The sequence below is a fragment of the Celeribacter ethanolicus genome, from assembly GCF_002407265.1.
In the GTDB taxonomy this organism is placed as follows: Bacteria; Pseudomonadota; Alphaproteobacteria; order Rhodobacterales; family Rhodobacteraceae; genus Celeribacter; species Celeribacter ethanolicus.
Genome location: NZ_CP022196.1, coordinates 627027 through 645214, shown reverse-complemented (window position 1 = coordinate 645214; position 18188 = coordinate 627027). Strand labels below are relative to the sequence as shown.

The window sequence follows — 18188 nt, the reverse complement described above, 5'->3', positions numbered from 1 at the left end:
GATCAAATTTAGGGCAAACTCCCGAAAAAACGCCACGACGCCCAAAGCGCCCCTTGCACGAGGCAAAACCCATGCTAGCGTCATCTCCCAGAATTGGTCCATTTTCAGGGAGATGACCTTCATGAACACGCTTAAAACTCTTCTGGGCAGCGTCGCCTTCGCCACCGTCGCGAGCGCCGCTTTCGCCGAAGACCCCGATCTGCTGGTGTTTGACTATTCCGGTTTCGAAGACCCGGCCTTCCACACCAAATATGTCGAGAAGAATGGCGATGTCCCCTCTTTCGCCTTCTTCGGCGAAGAAGACGAGGCGCTGCAAAAACTCGTCTCCGGTTTCAAGGCCGACGTCAGCCACGTCTGTGCCGGCTCCGTGATGAAATGGGAGGAAAGCGGCATTCTGGAGCCGTGGGACACGTCGAAAATCACCGAGTTCGCCAAGCTCGACAGCAATCTCGTCGGCAAGGACGTGGCGGCGACCAGTGCCTATTTCATCCCGACCGATTTCGGCTCCACCGCCATCGCCTACAACACGGAGGAAGTGCCCGCCGAGGATGTCGCTTCTCTCGACGTGTTCAAAAACCCGAAATACGAAGGCCGCATGACGCTGCCGGACAACGTCGACGACGCCTATGCGCTGGCCTATCTCGCCACCGGCACGACCGACTGGACCAATGCCACAGACGAGCAATTCGAGGCCGCCTCCGCCTGGCTGCGCGAAGTGCACCCCTACCTGCGTACCTACTGGACCGACCCTGCGGAACTGGCGCAGCTCATGGCAACCGGCGAAGTGCTGATCTCCTGGGCCTGGAACGAAACCTATCCGACGCTTGCGGACGAAGGTTTCCCCGTCGGATTTCAGCGCGAGCCGAAAGAGGGCTCTTCGCTCTGGCTCTGTGGCTACGTCAATCTGAAGGACGGCCCCGGTTCTGAAGAAAAAGCCTATGACTATCTTAACGGCTTCCTCGATGCCTCCAACGCCGCCGTGCTGATGGACGCGGGCTATGGCATTTCCAACACCGAAGGCCTCGCCACGTTGGGTCAAGAGGCGCTCGAAGCCGGTGGCCTGGCCCCGATCGACGCCCCGATCCTGGCCCAGTTGCCGATGTCGGTCGAGCTGCGCGAGAAGCAGTCCGAAGAATTCGAGAAGATCAAGGCTGGCTTCTAAGCCCTTCCTTGAAAGCCAAAAAGGAACGCCGCCCCCTTGTGGGCGGCGTTTTTCTTATGCCTGCATTTTGGCTCGACAAATATGTGCGCACTTAGGAAAATGCCTCATGTACCGTCGTGTGTTTCTTATGCTTTGTCTTGTGTTTGCAGCGGTTGGCTTCGGCTTTTCCCAGCTCTCGCCTGCGCTCAAAGCCACGGTCACGGCGAAGCTGTCAGACCTCGTCCCGATCTCCTATGGTTCGGCGACAGAAAGCCGGGGGCGCGGACCCCTGGTCCGCCTCCTTGATCGCCGCGGCCCGAGCTCAGATCGGCGTCACGATGCAGTATGACGGGGCCTATGCGCAGATCGCCTATCCCAACGGGGACGTGCCCATGGAGAGCGGTGTCTGCACCGATGTCGTCATTAGGGCGCTGCGTGCCTCCCACGGTCTCGACCTGCAACAAAGCGTTCACGAGGACATGCTGCGCGCCTTTTCCGACTATCCCGCGCTTTGGGGATCGAGCGGCCCGGATTCCAATATCGACCATCGCAGGGTTCCGAACCTGCGCCGCTATTTCGAGCGCCATGGCCAGTCTCTGCCAGTCAGCGATCGAGCCGAGGACTATCTGCGCGGCGATCTGGTCACCTGGCTTTTCGCGCCCGGCAAGCCCCATATCGGCATCGTGTCTGACCGGACGGAGGCCCGGACGGGCGTGCCGCTGATCCTGCACAATGCAGGCGCCGGCACGCGGGAACAGGGCTTTCTCTTCGCCTATCCGATCACCGGACATTATCGCCTTTCTCCCAAACCGACGGGCACTTGAAACCCGGAGCCTCATCGCCTATCTGTGATCTGTCCCTTCGGGGACTATGGACATAAACGCGCTCGTAATAAGCGGATCGGACCCGGGGGCGGTACCCGGCGTCTCCACCAAATACCCCTCTTCGGTTTTCGTTTGGGACCGGCAAGAGATTGGATCATGGGGACGAAATAGGATCGACGGACGTCTAAAGGGGTTTGCTTTGTCTCGGTGAGTTACCACCGTTATCGGTACACCTAAGCTAGTTGCAAACGACAACAAAGCTCCGATGGCTCTCGCAGCGTAAGCTGTGCGAAATATCGAAATCTAAGCCCTTAGGCCTAGCAGCTTAAGGCGGGGTTCGCAGGTACCTGGCAACAGAAACCTGCACTTTCCCCCTCTCACCGCCCGACACGATCCCCGGCACAATCGTTGTTGGACATGTATCCTGCGGCGCGCGAGATTGAGTCCTGCCGCCCTCTGCTTTTGCAATTTGCGAAGACTGACGTAACACCCACACATGTATTTCTCTTTTTCCGGTATTTTCCCCTCGAACAGAAAGGTTTCGTTCAGCTTTTGAGCGCAAAATCGTTCCAGACGTGAAGACCGAAGGAGACCGTCTCATGACCGGCATGGAGCTGCTGGAAGCCTGGTATGACAAGGTATGGGTAAAGGGCGATCTGAGCGCCGTGGCCGATTTCTTCGACACGGAAGCACTTGCCTCCGGGCTGATGAGCGATTTTGCGGCCCAGCTTGAGGACTTCCAAACCCTCGTGCCCGCCGTGCGCCACGCATTGCGCGACATCAGCATCACCTTCGAGGATTCGATGGAAATCGGCGACAAGGTCTGGGCCCGTATGACGCTGCACGCCCGGAAGGCCGAGGACATGATGCCGATTCATATCTCCGGCCAGGTCATGGTGCGGCTCAAGCATGGCAAGATCATTGAGGCACATAACAGCTACGATTTTGTCAGTTATTTCGAACAGATGGGCAATCTTCCGAAAGATTCTGTGGCATTGATGCTGGCCGGGGAAACTTTCTCCTGACCCAGCCCCTGAAACACGGTTTTCCTTGCTTTCATAGAACTTTGCCGGACTGTGAAACGGACGGGCCCGTGGTGCGACTCGGCCATGGCATCGCCCGTTTTCTCTTACAGGTGACCCATGAAATCCACTGACCTGATGCTGACCTCCGCGGTCCTGCTCTTCTCCCTTGCCCAAGCCTCCCTCGCACAGGACGATGCGCCGCTGCCGAAACTCGGCCCCAACGCCATTCCCGTCACCGAAGCGACCGAGTATCTCAGAACCGCGCCCGCGCCGGACTACTGGGCCTTTGCCGAATTCGTGAAACCGCAATTCACCACCTCTGCCTGTGGCGTTGCCTCCGTCACCGCCGCCCTCAACGGGCTTGCGGGGCTTCCGGCCAATGCCGAGGATACGGTGATGACCCAGCCGGATCTGCTCGAGGCCGTGGGCGATGCCCATTGGTCGGAGATTTCCGCCGAGGGCGGCGATGGTGTGATGTTCGACGAGCTTGTGACCTATGCGACCGAGGCCCTGCCCGTCGCCGGTCTCGACAGCTATGCGGTCAGCACGTTTAAACCGACGGACGACAGCGCCGAAAGCCTTGCGACCCTGCGCAACTGGCTGATGCTCAACGAGGAAAGCGCCGAGGATGCGATGCTGGTCTATTTCAACCAGGGCGTGGTGACCGGCGACTGGGACGGGCCGCATGTCTCGGTGATCGGCGCCTATGACGCCGCCAGGGACGCGGTTCTGATCCTCGAAGTGGATCAGGAATGGTACATCCCCTACTGGACCCCGGCGCCGGTGCTTCTGGAGGCGATGCTGAAACCGACTTCGGACGAGCATGGCGTTCTCGAAGGTCAGACCGGCGGTTTTGTTCGTCTGGCCCCCGCAAACTGAGTGACTTGACCGGCCGGGGCGGCTAACAAGGGCGGGACGGACACCAGCCACGAGCGCCCTCCCCATGACGCCCCAGCCGCCCCTCTCCGACTTCCTCAAAAGCTTTGCCCGCATCGGCCTCCTGTCCTTCGGCGGGCCTGCGGCACAGATCGCCGTGATGCACCGCGAAATTGTGGAAGACCGGCGCTGGATGGAGGAGGACGGGTTTCTCTCCGCACTCTCGTTTTGCATGATGCTGCCCGGCCCCGAGGCGATGCAGCTTGCGACCTATTGCGGCTGGCGGCTCAAAGGCGTGTCGGGCGGCATCGTCGCGGGGCTGTTTTTCGTCCTGCCCGGTGCGCTGGTGATGCTGGCGCTCGCAGCGCTTTATGCTGCCTACGGCCACCTGCCCGCCTCCGAAGCGCTGTTTCTGGGCGTCAAGGCCACGGTGGTGATTGTCGTGCTGCAAGCACTTGTGCGGCTGTCGCGCAAGGCGCTCGGGACGCCGCTGCGCAAGGTGCTGGCACTGGCCGCTTTCGTGCTGATCGCGGGATTTGCCGTGCCGTTTCCGCTGATCGTGCTCGGCGCGGGCCTCGTCGGGGCGTTGACGACCCGCAGCATGCCCAAGCCCCTGCCCACGCCCAAAACCACCCACCTGCCCCGCACGCTCGCCACATGGGGCGCGCTCTGGGCCGCACCGCTCGCGCTCCTCTGGGCCACAGGTCAGGAGCGTCTGCTCGCCATCGGCCTGTTCTTTTCGAAACTCGCGGTGGTGACCTTCGGCGGAGCCTATGCGGTTTTGGCCTATATGTCGCAAGAGGTGGTCACGGCCAAAGCCTGGCTCGCGCCCGAGGCGATGCTCGACGGGTTGGGACTGGCCGAAACCACCCCCGGCCCGCTGATCCTCGTGACCGAGTTCGTTGGCTATATGGCCGCCACGCCCTTGGGTATTCTTGGTGGTGTGGCGGGCGCGCTCGTGACTCTTTGGGTGACCTTTATCCCCTGTTTTCTCTGGATTTTCGCGGGCGCTCCTTACATCGATTGGATGGCCTCCCGCCCCCGGATCGACACAGCACTGAAGGCCGTGACAGCGGCCGTCGTGGGCGTGATCGCCTCACTGTCATGGTGGTTCGCGCTGCATGTGTTTTTCACTGGGGTCAACGAGACCCGCCTCGACGCGTTGCGACTCACCCTGCCCGATCCGGCCACATTCGAGCCGCTCGCAGCCGTGCTCGCGGGACTCGCAGCGCTTTTGCTCTTCGGCCTGAAACGCTCGCTGATGCTCACCATCGCCCTTGTGGCCTTGGCCGGGCTGGGCCTCGGACTTGGGCTTCCGGCAAGCGTGCGGTGACCCCTTTCCTTGGCTGCAGAATCCCGTATGCTGCAATCAGGATGAGAGAAAGGACCCTAGGATGGCCAAAACCATCGATTACGGCAACCTGATGCATGACGCCATGCGCGGTCTGATCCGCAAGGTGCTGGACGGCGTGGCCCGCGACGGCCTGCCGGGGGAACATCATTTCTTCATCACCTTCGACACCATGCACCCGGATGTGGAACTGGCCGACTGGCTGTCGGACCGCTATCCCGAGGAAATGACCATCGTCATCCAGCATTGGTTCGACAATCTCGAAGTCTCCGAAGACGGGTTTGCGATCACGCTGAATTTCGGCGACAGCCCGGAACCGCTCTACATTCCCTATGACGCGATCCGCACCTTTGTGGACCCTTCCGTCGAATTCGGCCTGCGCTTCGAGACGCAGGAGTACGATGTAGAGGAAATGGACGAGGACGAGATTCCGCATGACGCGGAAGTGACCTCCTTCGAACCGAAGGACGACACCGGCAAAACCGCTGGCCCGAAAGAGGCGGAAATCGTCTCTCTCGACAAGTTTCGCAAATAAACCCGCATCCGTCTTGCCGGGTTTCTGACGCTTTCGAAACATCTCCGTGAATTTTACGTAACAGCTTCGTGTGGCCTCTTGTTTTGCGCCTAGGCTCCGCGCACCTCTGACACGAGGTGATGCACAGGAGCCCCCCATGCCGCGCGATTTTGCCGTATTTCTCGGAGAGATGATCCGCAACCCCGACGAGGTGCGCGCCATCGCGCCCTCTTCTGCCGCCGCGGCACGTCTCATGACCGCAGGCGTCGAAAAGGTCACCGGCCCGCTGGTCGAGATCGGCCCGGGCACGGGCGTGTTCACCAAAGCGATCCTCGCCCGTGGCGTGGCACCCGAACGGCTGACGCTGCTGGAGCTGAACCCGCGGTTCTGCGACGACCTGCGCGAGAAATTTCCCGGAGTAACCGTGCTCAACCGCTCCGCCGAGGACATCCGTGACATCGGGCTCACGGGCGTCGGCGCGGTGATCTCCGGTGTGCCGGTTCTCGCCCGCCCCGATCTGCAACGTGCCGTCGTCGGTCGCGCTTTCGAGGTCATGGCGCCGGGGGCCTTCTTCACCCAGATCACCTATGCCAACAGCTCGCCAGTGACGCCCGCGATGCAGGCCGAGCTTGGCCTCTCGGCAGTGAAACGCGGCACGGTCTGGGCCAATCTGCCGCCCGCGCGGGTATTCGAATATCGCCGCCAGCCGGGTTGAGCGGCGGCGCGTCGGATTTTAGCGCAAACAGGGGCGTGTATGCTTCGGTATACATTGCAAGCGCCGAGGCGAGGCTCTATAGCCATGGCAACTGATTGGCAGAGCTAGGGAGATCCCCCGATGACCACCACCCGTACCGAAACCGACAGCTTCGGCCCGCTGGAAGTTCCCTCCGACAAATACTGGGGCGCGCAGACGCAGCGCTCCATCATGAACTTCCCGATTGGCTGGGAAAAGCAACCGGTTCCGATCATCCGCGCTCTGGGCGTGGTGAAGAAAGCCTGTGCGCTTGAGAACATGGCGCAGGGCAAGCTGGCGAAAGAGCTGGGCGACGCCATCGTGGCCGCAGCAGACGAGGTGATCGCGGGCAAGTTCGACGACAACTTCCCGCTCGTCGTCTGGCAGACCGGTTCCGGCACCCAGTCCAACATGAACGCCAACGAGGTGATCTCCAACCGCGCGATCGAAATGCTGGGCGGCGTGATGGGCTCGAAAGATCCGGTGCACCCCAACGATCACTGCAACATGGGTCAGTCCTCGAACGACACCTTCCCGACCGCGATGCATGTCGCCATCGGCATGCAGGCGCGTGACGTGCTGCTGCCGGGTCTCAAGAAACTGGCCGAAGCGCTCGAAGCCAAATCCGAGGCCTTCAAGGACATCATCAAGATCGGCCGCACCCATACCCAGGACGCAACGCCGCTGACGCTCGGTCAGGAGTTCTCCGGCTACGCGCATCAGGTCCGCATGGGCATCAAACGCGTCGAAATGTGCCTGCCCGCGATCTACGAGTTGGCCCAAGGCGGCACCGCCGTCGGCACCGGTCTCAACACGAAAAAAGGCTGGGCGGAAGCCGTCGCGAAAAACATGGCCGAAATCACCGGCCTGCCCTTCGTGACCGCGCCGAACAAATTCGAAGCGCTCGCCGCCCACGACGCCATGGTGATGTTCTCCGGCGCGCTGAAAACCATCGCCGCCTCGCTGTTCAAAGTCGCCAACGACCTGCGTCTTCTGGGCTCCGGCCCGCGCTGTGGCCTTGGCGAACTGATCCTGCCGGAAAACGAGCCGGGCTCCTCGATCATGCCGGGCAAGGTGAACCCGACCCAGGCCGAAGCGCTGACCATGGTCTGTGCCCACGTCATGGGCAACGACGCCGCTGTCGGTTTCGCGGGCTCGCAAGGTCACTTCGAGCTGAACGTCTACAACCCGATGATGTCCTACAACGTGCTGCAATCCATGCAGCTTCTGGGTGACAGCGCCTCCGCCTTCACCGACAACATGGTGGTGGGCATTCAGGCCAACGAACCGCGCATCGAGAAACTCCTGCACGAGTCGCTCATGCTGGTGACCGCTCTCGCGCCGACCATCGGCTATGACAACGCCACGAAAGTTGCGAAGACTGCGCACAAGAACGGCACGACGCTCAAGGAAGAAGCGATCAAGCTGGGCTTTGTCGACGAAGCGACCTTTGACGCCGTGGTCCGCCCGGAGCAGATGATCGGGCCGAAAGACTGAGCCTCTCCGACAATGTGTACAGACGACAAAGGCGACCCTCGGGTCGCCTTTTCTGATGCACGAGATATGAAACTGCTTGCCCTTCGGTCAAGGTGTGGTAATATCCCACCCCATGAGCACAGTCACCAATCTGAACCAGTTTCGCAAACGGAAAGCCCGCGCCGAGAAACGCGCGCAGGGTGACGAGAATGCCGTGAAATTCGGGCGCACCAAGGCGCAGAAGACGCTGGAAGAGGCGCAAAAAGCCAGAATGAACGCAGCATTGGACGCGCATGAGCGCGAGGAGAAGGAATGAGTGGTCGCCCCGTCAAACGTTCGCTGACGCTGCACGGTCACCGCACCTCCGTGTCCCTCGAAGAACCGTTCTGGCGCGCCTTTCGCGCCATTGCGAAGGAGCGCGATGTGCCAATCAATGTGCTGGCCGCCGAGATCGACGAATTGCGCGGCGTAGACAGCGGTCTGGCCTCCGCGATCCGGGTCTATGTTCTGGATTACACTCAGAAAAAAGTCCAACTCGGCGACTGAGACGCCACCGCCAGCCGCAGGGATTTGCGGGCAGGCCCCTGACCCAGACGTCCATGTAAGACCGCGCTTGGGTCTTTCGCCGCCTGTTTCAGCACCGGCAAGAGCAGCACCGCGTCGATCATCGGCGCGCGAGCGGCTTTCCCCAGTTTACCCAATTGCTGCGCGCCCCAGCGGCCCTGCTCAAGCGCCTCTTTCGCCATCTCCGACACCGCCTCGGGGCGCCCATCGACCAGAGGAATCCGCCCCGCCGATTGCAACCCCGGAATGGCCATCAGATAGCGCGCCAAACCGCCGGCGTAGCCCAGAGCGTTAAGCGCCTTGGCCGCGGTTTCCGGTGCACCAAGCAGACGGGATGCAAGGTGCATCGGGATGGCGTAGCTGTTGTGCAGATAGGTCCTGAGCGCCGCCGCATCGTCATGCGGATCGCGGTAGATGTCCCATTGCCGCGCGGTGACCGTGGCATCCAAGGCCTGCGCTGAGGCCGTGTCCAGAACCGCAGCCAAAGGCCCCGCAACCTCATGCGCACGCGGCGCCTTGCCGTCGATTTTCTCCTGCAAGACATCGCGCCAGAACTGCAACCGCATTTCGGCGATCATCGCTTCTTGCGTCACCCAAGGCGCCTTCGCGACCTCAAGGCAAAAGGCATGAATCGGAAACAACACCTCGCGTGCGGCAACAGGCGCCGCCATGGTGGCGCGGAACCGGTCCTCATCGCCCTTTTGAACGATCTCTGCGCAGGACTGAACCGACATCACTCGGCCCCGAGCGCGGTCGCACCGTCGCGCAGAAGTTTCCACAGAACCGCATCGAGAAGCGCCTCGAAAGACGCATCTATGATGTTTGAGGACACGCCCACGGTCGACCAACGACGGCCAAGACTGTCCTCATGGTCGATAATCACACGGGTGCGAGCTTCGGTGCCGCCATTGGTGATACGGACTTTAAAATCAACGAGTTCCATGTCGGTGATCATGTCGGAATAGGGGCCGAGATCTTTCACCAAAGCTTTCGAGAGCGCATTCACAGGCCCGCCATCGCTGCCGTCAGCCATGATGCCTTCGGACACCGACAGGTGACGTTCTCCGCCGATATTGACCACCACCGTGACCTCGGAGAGATGGATTTCACGCCCTTTGGCATCCCGGCGGCGTTCGACCGTGGCGCGGTAGCGCTCGACTTCGAAAAACGCGGGCATGAGGCCCAGCTCGCGGCGGGCTTCAAGCTCGAAAGAGGCCTGCGCGGTGTCGTAGGAATAGCCCTCGCTTTCGCGCTGTTTGATCCGGTCGAGAATGCGACCGAGATCGGCCCGCTCCGAGACCTCCAGCCCCATATCCGCCAGACGCGAGCGCAGGTTCGACTGCCCTGCCTGATTGGACATCGGCACGATCCGGGCGTTGCCGACTGTCTCGGGCGGGATGTGTTCGTAGGTGGTCGGGTCCTTGAGAATGGCCGAGGCATGCAGCCCCGCCTTATGCGCAAAGGCCGAGGCGCCGACATAGGGCGCGGAGCGCAGCGGCACGCGATTCAGGATGTCGTCGAGCATGCGCGAGGTCTTGACGAGGCTGTGGAGCGCCTCTTCGGTGACGCCGGTGTCGAGCGTCGATTTATAGGGCTCTTTCAACAGGAATGTCGGGATCAGCGTCGTCAAATTGGCATTGCCGCAGCGCTCGCCGAGGCCGTTCAATGTCCCCTGCACTTGCCGCGCGCCCGCATTGACGGCGGCGAGGCTGTTGGCGACGGCATTGCCGGTGTCGTCATGGGTGTGAATGCCCAGATGTGAGCCGGGAATGCCCGCCTCAATCACTTTGAGCGTGATCTGATAGACCTCACCGGGCAGCGCGCCGCCATTGGTGTCGCAGAGCACGATCCAGCGCGCACCCGCCTTATAGGCGGCCAGACAACAGGCGATCGCGTAGTCCGGGTTGGCCTTGTAGCCGTCAAAGAAATGCTCGGCATCGAAAAGCGCCTCGCGGCCTTGCGCCACCAGATGGGCGATGGATTTGTCGATGTTCTCGATGTTTTCCTCAAGCGTGATGCCGAGCGCCGTGGTGACGTGGAAATCATGGGTCTTGCCGACGAGACAGACGGAGTCCGTGCCCGCGTTCAACACGCCCGCGAGCACCTCGTCATTCTCGGCGGAACGCCCGGCGCGTTTGGTCATGCCGAAGGCGGTGAAACGGGCTTTCGTCTTGGGCGCATCGGCGAAGAAGTCGCTGTCGGTCGGATTGGCACCGGGCCAGCCACCCTCGATGTAATCGACGCCGAGATGGTCGAGCGCGTCGGCGATCAGGTGCTTTTCCTCGGTGGAAAATTGCACACCTTGGGTTTGTTGGCCGTCTCGGAGTGTGGTGTCGTAGAGGTAGAGGCGGTCAGACATGGGTGACCTCCTTTTCTTTCACCGGGACGCTTGCGACCCGGTTCGTCCCCGACCCGCCCCCCAGGGCGGGGGCGATTGCGCCCCCACCCTCGTGCCGGGGGCAAACCTGCGTTCTTCTTACGACATTCATGACAACAGCCCCTCAAGCTTCGCCACATCGAAATTCGGACCCGGCTCCAACTCGACCCCGGTTTTCGACATGCGCACCTCGACCCCCGCGTCCAAGAGCGCGGTTTTCATCTCGTCAACGGCAGAGAAGTCTTTGGTTTCCATCGCCGCTTGACGGAGTGCGAAAAGATGGTCGGCAAGTTTCGCTAGGCGACCGTCACCCTGTGTTTCTTTTTCTTTGAGAAGAATTCGCTCGAGATATTTTACAAGATCAATTCCAAGGATATCACAGCCAGCCAAGAGACCGCGAATATTTGAGGCTTCTTCGCTATCAGGTTCAAAAAAACCGGATCCAGGCAATACCGGTTTGGACAGTGCGATCAACTGGCTAATCGCAAGAGAAGTATTTAAGTCATCGGAGATAGCAGCCAAAACATCGACCGGAACCCATGATTGGCTAAACTTTTCTGGGTTCAAATTTTTCTCTGCAATTGCCCACGGGTGAGCTCTGATTACTTGTGCCCAGTTCGTCAATTGAATTTCTGCAATTCGAGCCTTCTCCGCCGTCCAGTCCATCGGCTTGCGGTAATGCGTCGAGAGGAACACAAAGCGGATCACTTCCCCCGGCACACCCGGCATCCCATCATGCCCATCCAGCAAATCCCGCACGGTGAAGAAATTGCCCAGGGACTTGGACATTTTCTTACCTTCGACCTGCAACATCTCGTTGTGGAGCCAATAGCGCGCGAAGCCGCCCTGCGGATGGGCGCAGCAGCTTTGGGCGATCTCGTTTTCGTGGTGCGGGAACATCAAATCGTTGCCGCCGCCGTGGATGTCGAAGGTTTCGCCGAGCAATTCATAGGACATCGCCGAGCATTCGATGTGCCAGCCCGGACGCCCTCTCCCCCATGGGCTCTCCCAGCCCGGGAGATCGTCAGAGGACGGTTTCCACAGCACGAAATCCATCGGGTTGCGTTTGTAGGGCGCCACTTCGACACGGGCGCCGGCGATCATATCGTCGATGGAGCGGCCCGAGAGTTTGCCGTAATCCTTATAGCTCTCGACGGAAAACAGCACATGACCCTCTGCAGCATAGGCGTGGCCGTTCGCAATCAGCCCTTCGATCATCGAGATCATCGCGCCGATAAATTCGGTCGCCCGCGGCATTTGATCCGGGTCCATCGCCCCCACCGCACGCATGTCGTCGAGATACCATTGCGTGGTCTCATCGGTGATCTCGCGGATCGAGCGCCCGCTCTCCGCCGCGCGCACGTTAATCTTGTCATCCACGTCGGTGAAATTGCGCACATAGGTGACGTGCTCCGGCCCGTAGACGTGGCGCAACAGCCGGTAGAGCACGTCAAAGACGATCACAGGCCGCGCGTTGCCGATATGGGCGCGGTCGTAAACGGTCGGGCCACAGACATACATCCGCACGTTGTTGGGGTCGATCGGCTCGAAAATCTCTTTCTTGCGCGTTTTCGAATTGGTGAGCTTGATGGTCATAAGCCTGTCCCTTCGGGTGTCCCCGGCGGGCTTATCAGCTTCCATTTCAGGTGAAAAGAGACCGGACCCGCGCGACGATGTCAGCGGATAATGCAGCAGCCAATAATGATGGTGGCACGGTTGGTCATGCGGCCTTTGTAGCGCGGGTTTTCGCCCTTGCAAAGCCCTCATGTGAGGGTCAGGGTGACGGTTATGACCCAGACAGATTTCAGAGACCTCCACCGCCCCGGCCAGCCTTTCATCCTCGCCAATGCCTGGGACGCCGGATCGGCGCGCGTGCTGGCGGGACTTGGCGCACAGGCGATTGCCACCTCCTCTGCGGCACAGGCCTTTACCCTCGGGCGCCCCGATGGCGGCACGATCACACGCAACGAGGCGCTGGCCCATGCCCAGGACCTTGTGGCCGCCGTCTCCGTGCCGGTCTCTGGCGATTTCGAGAACGGGTTTTCCAATGACCCCGATGAGGTCGCACGGACCGTAAAACTGGCCTATGAGGCTGGATTGTCTGGGATTTCCATCGAGGACACGGCCTTCCCCAACGCAGGCGCGCGGGAGTTTGATCTGGCGGTCGACTGCATCAAAGCCGCCGTGAGCGCCGCCCGCGCCCTGCCTGGTGATTTCGTTTTGGTGGCCCGCGCCGACGGGGTGATGAATGGCGATTACGATCTGGACGAGGCCCTGCGGCGCATCCGCGCCTTTGACGCAGCGGGGGCGGATTGCCTCTACGTGCCCTGTCCCGGCACCATCGACGATCTGAAAACCGTGGTGGCGGCGACCGAGAAACCGGTGAACGCCCTGCCCGTCGGCCCGCTCCAAAACCTGACCCGCGCCGATTTTGCCGCCCTCGGCGTGGCGCGCATTTCGCTTGGCTCTTTGCTGGCGCGGTCGATCCATGAACGGCTAATCTCAAACGCCGAAGACATCCTGAGCCAAGGCGTCTTTTCCACCTGCACCCCCGCCGGATCGGACCGGGTGGATGCGCTTCTCGCCAAAGGAGCCCACCATGAGTGATCCCATTCACAACGTCCCGCAAGGCATTGAACAGCTTTTGGAAATCATGCGTCGCCTGCGTGACCCGGAGGGCGGCTGCCCCTGGGACATCGAACAGGATTTCGCGACGATCTCGCCCTACACGATCGAGGAGGCCTATGAGGTCGACGACGCCATCGCGCGCGGCGATATGGAAGATCTGAAATCCGAACTGGGCGATTTGTTGTTCCAATCAGTATTTCAGGCGCAAATCGCGTCGGACAAAGGTCTCTTCAACTTTCACGACGTCGCGCAAACCATTGCATCCAAAATGATTTCCCGCCATCCGCATGTGTTCGGGGATGAGAGCAATCAGAAATCGCCAGAGCAACAAACCAAGGATTGGGAGGTCGAAAAGGCCAAGGAGCGTGCCCGGCGCGGTGAGCATCGGGTACTCGACGGTGTGGCCATGGGCCTTCCGGCTCTGATGCGGGCGCAAAAGCTGCAAAAACGTGCCGCGCGGGTGGGATTCGACTGGCCGGACACCTCGCATGTTCTCGACAAGATCCGTGAGGAAGCCGCCGAGCTTGAAGAGGCGCGCGACAGGCTCACGCAAGACGAGGTGTTCGAGGAATTCGGCGATCTGCTGTTTGTCGTGGTCAATCTCGGGCGACATCTGGGCGTCGACGCGGAAGAGGCCCTGCGCGCCTGCAATGCGAAATTCACACGCCGGTTCAATACAGTGGAAGACGCACTCAATGCAAAGGGAAAGACCCCGCAAGAGAGCGATCTGGCAGAAATGGATGTGCTTTGGGATGCCGCGAAGGCGGCTGAGAAAGCGCGTGGAGAGTGAGCCACATGTATGGCGCAGAGCTTTCCCGATTGACCTGATTGTTTTTGTCAGATTTAAGAAGGGCGAAACCTGCACCACGTTACGGAGAGACCCATGCGGCCCCACCTGAAATATGCGCTTCCCCTCATGCTCGCGACGGCCCCGGCCTTTGCCGATGTCAACGTGTACTCCTATCGCCAGCCGGAGCTGATCCAGCCGCTGGTCGATGCGTTCACCGAAGAAACCGGCATCCCGGTCAACGTCGCCTTTCTAGAAAGCGGTCTGGTTGAGCGCCTGAAGGCCGAGGGCGACCGCTCTCCCGCCGATGTCATCCTGACCGTCGACATTTCCCGCATCATCGAGGCCGTTGAGGCCGGCGTGACACAACCGCTGATGACCGACACGCTCAAAGAGAACATCCCGGCACAATACCACGCGCCCGACGGTCAATGGTGGGGTATGACCACTCGCGCCCGCATCGTCTACGCCTCGAAAGACCGCGTGGCTCCCGGCGAGGTCACCACATACGAGGACCTCGCCGATCCGAAATGGCAGGGCCGCATCTGTACCCGCTCCGGCATGCACACCTATATGATCGGCCTGACCTCGGCCTATCTCGCCCATCACGGCCCGGAAGAGACCAAAGCCTGGCTCGAAGGGCTGAAGGCCAATCTGGCCCGCAAACCGCAGGGCAATGACCGCGCACAGGTCAAGGCGATCTGGGCTGGAGAATGCGACATCTCGCTGGGCAACACCTATTACATGGGTGAAATGCTGGCCGACCCGGAGCAAAAGGTCTGGGCCGACTCCGTGCGTCTCGATTTCCCGGTCTTCGACGTCGAGGGGGGCGGCACCCATGTGAACATCTCCGGCGTGGCACTCACCAAAGCCGCGAAGAACAAGGAAGATGCCACCCGCTTCATCGAATTCCTGTCTTCGCATGAGGCCCAGGAAATCTATGCGGAAACGAATTCCGAATATCCGGTCGCGCCCGGCACGGAGCCGTCGGAACTTGTGGCAGGCTGGGGCGATCTGAACCCCGACAACCTGAGCCTGATGGAGATCGCCAACCAACGCGCGAGCGCGCTGCGCCTCACCGAAGAAGTGGATTATGATGGGTGATCAGCGGATCGGCCAATGGCGACAAAAGGTCCAGTGGACCTTTTAAGCTGATCATGGGCGGAGCCCCGGTTTACAGGCACATTGCTCGCCTCCGATCTTCGGCACCCGCTTGCCAAGCGGGTGCCTTTCTTTGTTGCGCAAAGGAAGTCCGCCCCCCGCAAACCGGCACAAAACCGCCCGCCTCATGCCTGACATAAATCTTTTACCAAATATTCAAACCGGGCTGATTGACAGTTTTCGCGCCGCCCCCCATATGAGCCGCAACAGCATGGCGTGACAGGTCATGAAAAAGATGTCCCGGCGATAAGTGAGCTTTAACCTTTATCGGTTTTCTTCTCATCGGGATCCCACAGATTCGCACCGTAGACACCATCAACACAAGCCGACCGCCATGTCCCTCCAGACGCCGATTTCCCTGAAAGGCTCCCTGCCTGCCCTGACCATCCGCCCCGCGGAAGGCTCCGATTTGCCGCGTCTCATGGACATGATCCGCGATCTGAAACCGCTGACCGAGGACAAGCTGAACCTCGACGAGATCAGCGTGATCGACATTCTTCACGCCCCGACCCCCTGGGTGCGCCTGCTTGTGGCGGAACAGGACGGCACACTGGTCGGCTATGCCGCGCTGGTCGGCGGGTTGCAACTCAGTGCACAAGACCGTGCCATGGAGATGCATCACATCTATGTCGAGCCCGCGCAACGCGGCCAGGGCGTCGGGCGCGCGCTCTCGGATGCGGCGATGACCATGGCACGCACGCTGGGCTGTGAAACCCTCACCGTCGCCATCGGCCGCACCAGTGCCATGGCCAAGGCAGCTTATCGCGCCCTCGGCTTCGAGCGCCCGACGCTGCGTGCACCGCGCTATGTGATGCCGGTCTGAGCCCCCGATTTCCCTGTTGACAGGACCCGCGCTCTGCCGCAATCTCGCGCCATGACACACGCAACCACCATGACCGTTTTTTATTGGACCGAGCTGACATAGAGCGCGGTCCAAAGTCATGACACGATGAAAGGCCGCCGCAGGGCGGTTTTTTTATGTCGAAGATCCCCTGTGGCGCGAAACAGGAGATTGAAATGACCCTCATGCAACGCATTGATACCAAGACGCGCCCGGCCGTGATCCGCCCGGCGCGCTGGGGCGACAAGGACGCGCTTCTGGAGATGATCCACGCGCTGGCGCGTTTCAATGGCGACGAACCGGAGCTCGATCTGCCTGCGCTCATCGACCTTCTGAATGCCGATCTGCCCTGGATCCGCATCCTCGTCGCCGAACGTGACGGCGTGCTCGAGGGCTATGCCGCGCTGGTCGCAGGCGTTCAGTTGCAGCATGGCAAGAAGGTGATGGACCTGCATCACCTGTTCATCCGGGATCATGTCCGCGGCGAAGGTCTCGGGCGGCATCTCATCGACGCCAGTCGCGATCTGGCGGAACGGCTCGGCTGTGCGCGCCTCACGGTTTCGACCCGGGAACACAACGCCGTCGCACAGACCGCCTACCGCGCTTGCGGTTTCGCACCCCACCCGTTCAGCGGAACGCGTTTCGCAATGGAACTGGCGTAACCGCGCAGATCAGAGGGCGATCACATCGACTCTCTGGCCTTTCACGGCAAGACCGATCTCGCCCTTGCAAAGCCGCAGCGCGTCGTCACCGAACACTTCGGAGCGCCAGCCTTTGAACACCGGCAGATCGCGCTCGCCCGCAGCGATCAGATCGAGATCGGCGGCAGAAGCAATCATCTTCGCGGCCACATCGAAACGGTCGGATTTCGCTTTCAAAAGCACCCGAAGCATATCTGCCAGTGCCGGATTGACCTGCAATTTGTCGCGCGACTGATCCAGCTTCGGCATGTCGCCAGGCGCATAATTCGCAGCCTTTTCAATCGCCTGCAAAATCCCGTCTGCAATCTCGCCCTTCCGGGCCTCGCGCAGCAAAAGCCGCGAACGCGACAGGTCCTGCGGGGTTTTCGGCTTGGTGGACGCGAGTTCCAGAAGCGCATCGTCCTTGTACACCCGGTTACGCGGAATATCGCGGCTCTGGGCGTAAAACTCGCGAAACGCCGCAAGTTCCTTGACCGCGGCGAGGAATTTCCCGGAGCTCGTGCGGGTCTTCACCCGTTGCCAGGCCTCCTCCGGTTCGATCACATAAGTCGCGGGTGTGGTCAGAACCTCAAGCTCCTCGGCCACCCATTTCTCGCGCCCCTGACGAGCAATCTCGCGCGCGAGATATTCGTAAATCACCCGCAGATGCGTCACATCGGCCAGCGCGTAGCTTTCTTGCGCCGGCGTCAGCGGACGGCGCGACCAGTCGGTGAAGCGCGAGGTCTTGTCGAGGCTCTGCTTGGCGATCTTGCGCACCAGCGTCTCGTAGCCGACCTGTTCGCCAAAGCCACAGACCATGGCGGCGACCTGGGTGTCGAACAGCGGCGCGGGGATCACCCCACCCTGAATGTAGAAAATCTCAAGATCCTGCCGCGCGGCGTGGAAGACTTTGACCACATTCTCATTGCGGAACAGCTCGTAAAGCGGCGCAAGGTCGAGGCCTTTCACCAGCGGATCGAGCAGAACCGCGTCCTCTTCCGCATCGCCCGGAATGGCGAGCTGCACGAGGCAGAGTTTCGAATAATAGGTCCGTTCACGGAGGAATTCGGTGTCGACCGTAACGTAAGGACGATCCTTGGCGCGGTCGCAGAAGGCCTGAAGGCCTTCGGTCGTGGTGATGGTGATCATATGGTTTCTTACCTGCGGCGCGGGGTCATCCCGACGATTTGGTCTTGATACGCAGGTTTTC

Annotated in this window: 19 protein-coding genes and 1 other RNA gene; 16 read left to right on the top strand and 4 right to left on the bottom strand. The window is 60.9% G+C overall.

Features of this window, described 5'->3' with window-relative positions:
* Positions 1-121: 121 nt before the first annotated feature.
* The 11 genes from CEW89_RS03205 (at position 122) to CEW89_RS03155 (ending at position 8486) form a co-directional block, all read left to right on the top strand.
* On the top strand, positions 122-1162 hold the full coding sequence (locus CEW89_RS03205) for an extracellular solute-binding protein (RefSeq protein ID WP_096807111.1): 1041 nt from the start codon (positions 122-124) through the stop codon (positions 1160-1162).
* Between the two features lie 281 nt (positions 1163-1443).
* Positions 1444-1965, top strand: coding sequence for a DUF1287 domain-containing protein (locus CEW89_RS03200; RefSeq protein WP_198403488.1), 522 nt, complete (start codon positions 1444-1446; stop codon positions 1963-1965).
* Positions 1958-2333: a transfer-messenger RNA gene (ssrA, locus tag CEW89_RS03195) on the top strand. The genes CEW89_RS03200 and ssrA overlap by 8 nt, the downstream gene beginning before the upstream one ends.
* A gap of 231 nt (positions 2334-2564) precedes the next feature.
* Positions 2565-2990, top strand: a complete 426-nt coding sequence (locus tag CEW89_RS03190; protein ID WP_066708220.1) for an ester cyclase — start codon at positions 2565-2567, stop codon at positions 2988-2990.
* Positions 2991-3107: 117 nt separating this feature from the next.
* On the top strand, positions 3108-3869 hold the full coding sequence (locus tag CEW89_RS03185) for a phytochelatin synthase family protein (RefSeq protein WP_066708223.1): 762 nt from the start codon (positions 3108-3110) through the stop codon (positions 3867-3869).
* 64 nt (positions 3870-3933) lie between these two features.
* Positions 3934-5199, top strand: coding sequence for a chromate efflux transporter (gene chrA / locus CEW89_RS03180; RefSeq protein WP_066708225.1), 1266 nt, complete (start codon positions 3934-3936; stop codon positions 5197-5199).
* A 61-nt stretch (positions 5200-5260) separates the two neighbouring features.
* A complete protein-coding gene (locus CEW89_RS03175; RefSeq protein WP_066708227.1) occupies positions 5261-5752 on the top strand; it encodes an SspB family protein in 492 nt (163 codons plus the stop codon).
* Positions 5753-5888: 136 nt separating this feature from the next.
* Positions 5889-6446, top strand: coding sequence for a class I SAM-dependent methyltransferase (locus tag CEW89_RS03170; RefSeq protein WP_066708229.1), 558 nt, complete (start codon positions 5889-5891; stop codon positions 6444-6446).
* Between the two features lie 120 nt (positions 6447-6566).
* On the top strand, positions 6567-7961 hold the full coding sequence (gene fumC / locus CEW89_RS03165) for a class II fumarate hydratase (RefSeq protein WP_066708231.1): 1395 nt from the start codon (positions 6567-6569) through the stop codon (positions 7959-7961).
* A 112-nt stretch (positions 7962-8073) separates the two neighbouring features.
* The gene (locus CEW89_RS03160) at positions 8074-8256 is read left to right on the top strand and encodes a DUF4169 family protein (RefSeq protein ID WP_066708233.1); all 183 of its coding nucleotides are present in this window, start codon (positions 8074-8076) and stop codon (positions 8254-8256) included.
* Positions 8253-8486 carry a ribbon-helix-helix domain-containing protein gene (locus CEW89_RS03155; protein WP_096804881.1) on the top strand — a complete coding sequence of 78 codons (234 nt, stop codon included), beginning with the start codon at positions 8253-8255 and terminating at the stop codon, positions 8484-8486. The genes CEW89_RS03160 and CEW89_RS03155 overlap by 4 nt, the downstream gene beginning before the upstream one ends.
* Here the strand turns inward: CEW89_RS03155 and CEW89_RS03150 are convergent.
* The 3 genes from CEW89_RS03150 to cysS form a co-directional block, all read right to left on the bottom strand.
* The gene (locus tag CEW89_RS03150; protein ID WP_096804880.1) at positions 8459-9238 is read right to left on the bottom strand and encodes a squalene/phytoene synthase family protein; all 780 of its coding nucleotides are present in this window, start codon (positions 9236-9238) and stop codon (positions 8459-8461) included. The two genes, CEW89_RS03155 and CEW89_RS03150, sit on opposite strands and share 28 nt — an antisense overlap.
* Positions 9238-10863 carry a citramalate synthase gene (cimA, locus tag CEW89_RS03145; RefSeq protein ID WP_096804879.1) on the bottom strand — a complete coding sequence of 542 codons (1626 nt, stop codon included), beginning with the start codon at positions 10861-10863 and terminating at the stop codon, positions 9238-9240. The genes CEW89_RS03150 and cimA overlap by 1 nt, the downstream gene beginning before the upstream one ends.
* 126 nt (positions 10864-10989) lie before the next feature.
* Positions 10990-12477 (bottom strand): cysteine--tRNA ligase, encoded by a 1488-nt coding sequence (gene cysS / locus CEW89_RS03140; protein ID WP_096804878.1) that lies wholly within the window; start codon positions 12475-12477, stop codon positions 10990-10992.
* Between the two features lie 192 nt (positions 12478-12669).
* Here cysS and CEW89_RS03135 point away from each other — a divergent pair, with 192 nt between their 5' ends.
* The 5 genes from CEW89_RS03135 to CEW89_RS03115 all read left to right on the top strand — a co-directional run bounded on the left by CEW89_RS03135 (position 12670) and on the right by CEW89_RS03115 (position 16960).
* Positions 12670-13488 carry an isocitrate lyase/PEP mutase family protein gene (locus tag CEW89_RS03135; RefSeq protein ID WP_096804877.1) on the top strand — a complete coding sequence of 273 codons (819 nt, stop codon included), beginning with the start codon at positions 12670-12672 and terminating at the stop codon, positions 13486-13488.
* Complete coding sequence (gene mazG / locus CEW89_RS03130) at positions 13481-14299, top strand: nucleoside triphosphate pyrophosphohydrolase (RefSeq protein WP_096804876.1); 819 nt, start codon at positions 13481-13483, stop codon at positions 14297-14299. The genes CEW89_RS03135 and mazG overlap by 8 nt, the downstream gene beginning before the upstream one ends.
* A 93-nt stretch (positions 14300-14392) precedes the next feature.
* Positions 14393-15400 (top strand): Fe(3+) ABC transporter substrate-binding protein, encoded by a 1008-nt coding sequence (locus CEW89_RS03125; protein ID WP_096804875.1) that lies wholly within the window; start codon positions 14393-14395, stop codon positions 15398-15400.
* A gap of 391 nt (positions 15401-15791) precedes the next feature.
* Positions 15792-16280: a GNAT family N-acetyltransferase gene (locus CEW89_RS03120; RefSeq protein WP_096804874.1), complete on the top strand. Its 489-nt coding sequence runs from the start codon at positions 15792-15794 to the stop codon at positions 16278-16280.
* Positions 16281-16435: 155 nt separating this feature from the next.
* A complete protein-coding gene (locus CEW89_RS03115; RefSeq protein WP_096804873.1) occupies positions 16436-16960 on the top strand; it encodes a GNAT family N-acetyltransferase in 525 nt (174 codons plus the stop codon).
* A gap of 9 nt (positions 16961-16969) precedes the next feature.
* Here CEW89_RS03115 and rnd read toward each other — a convergent pair whose 3' ends face one another.
* A complete protein-coding gene (gene rnd / locus CEW89_RS03110) occupies positions 16970-18127 on the bottom strand; it encodes a ribonuclease D (RefSeq protein ID WP_096804872.1) in 1158 nt (385 codons plus the stop codon).
* Positions 18128-18188 lie beyond the last annotated feature (61 nt).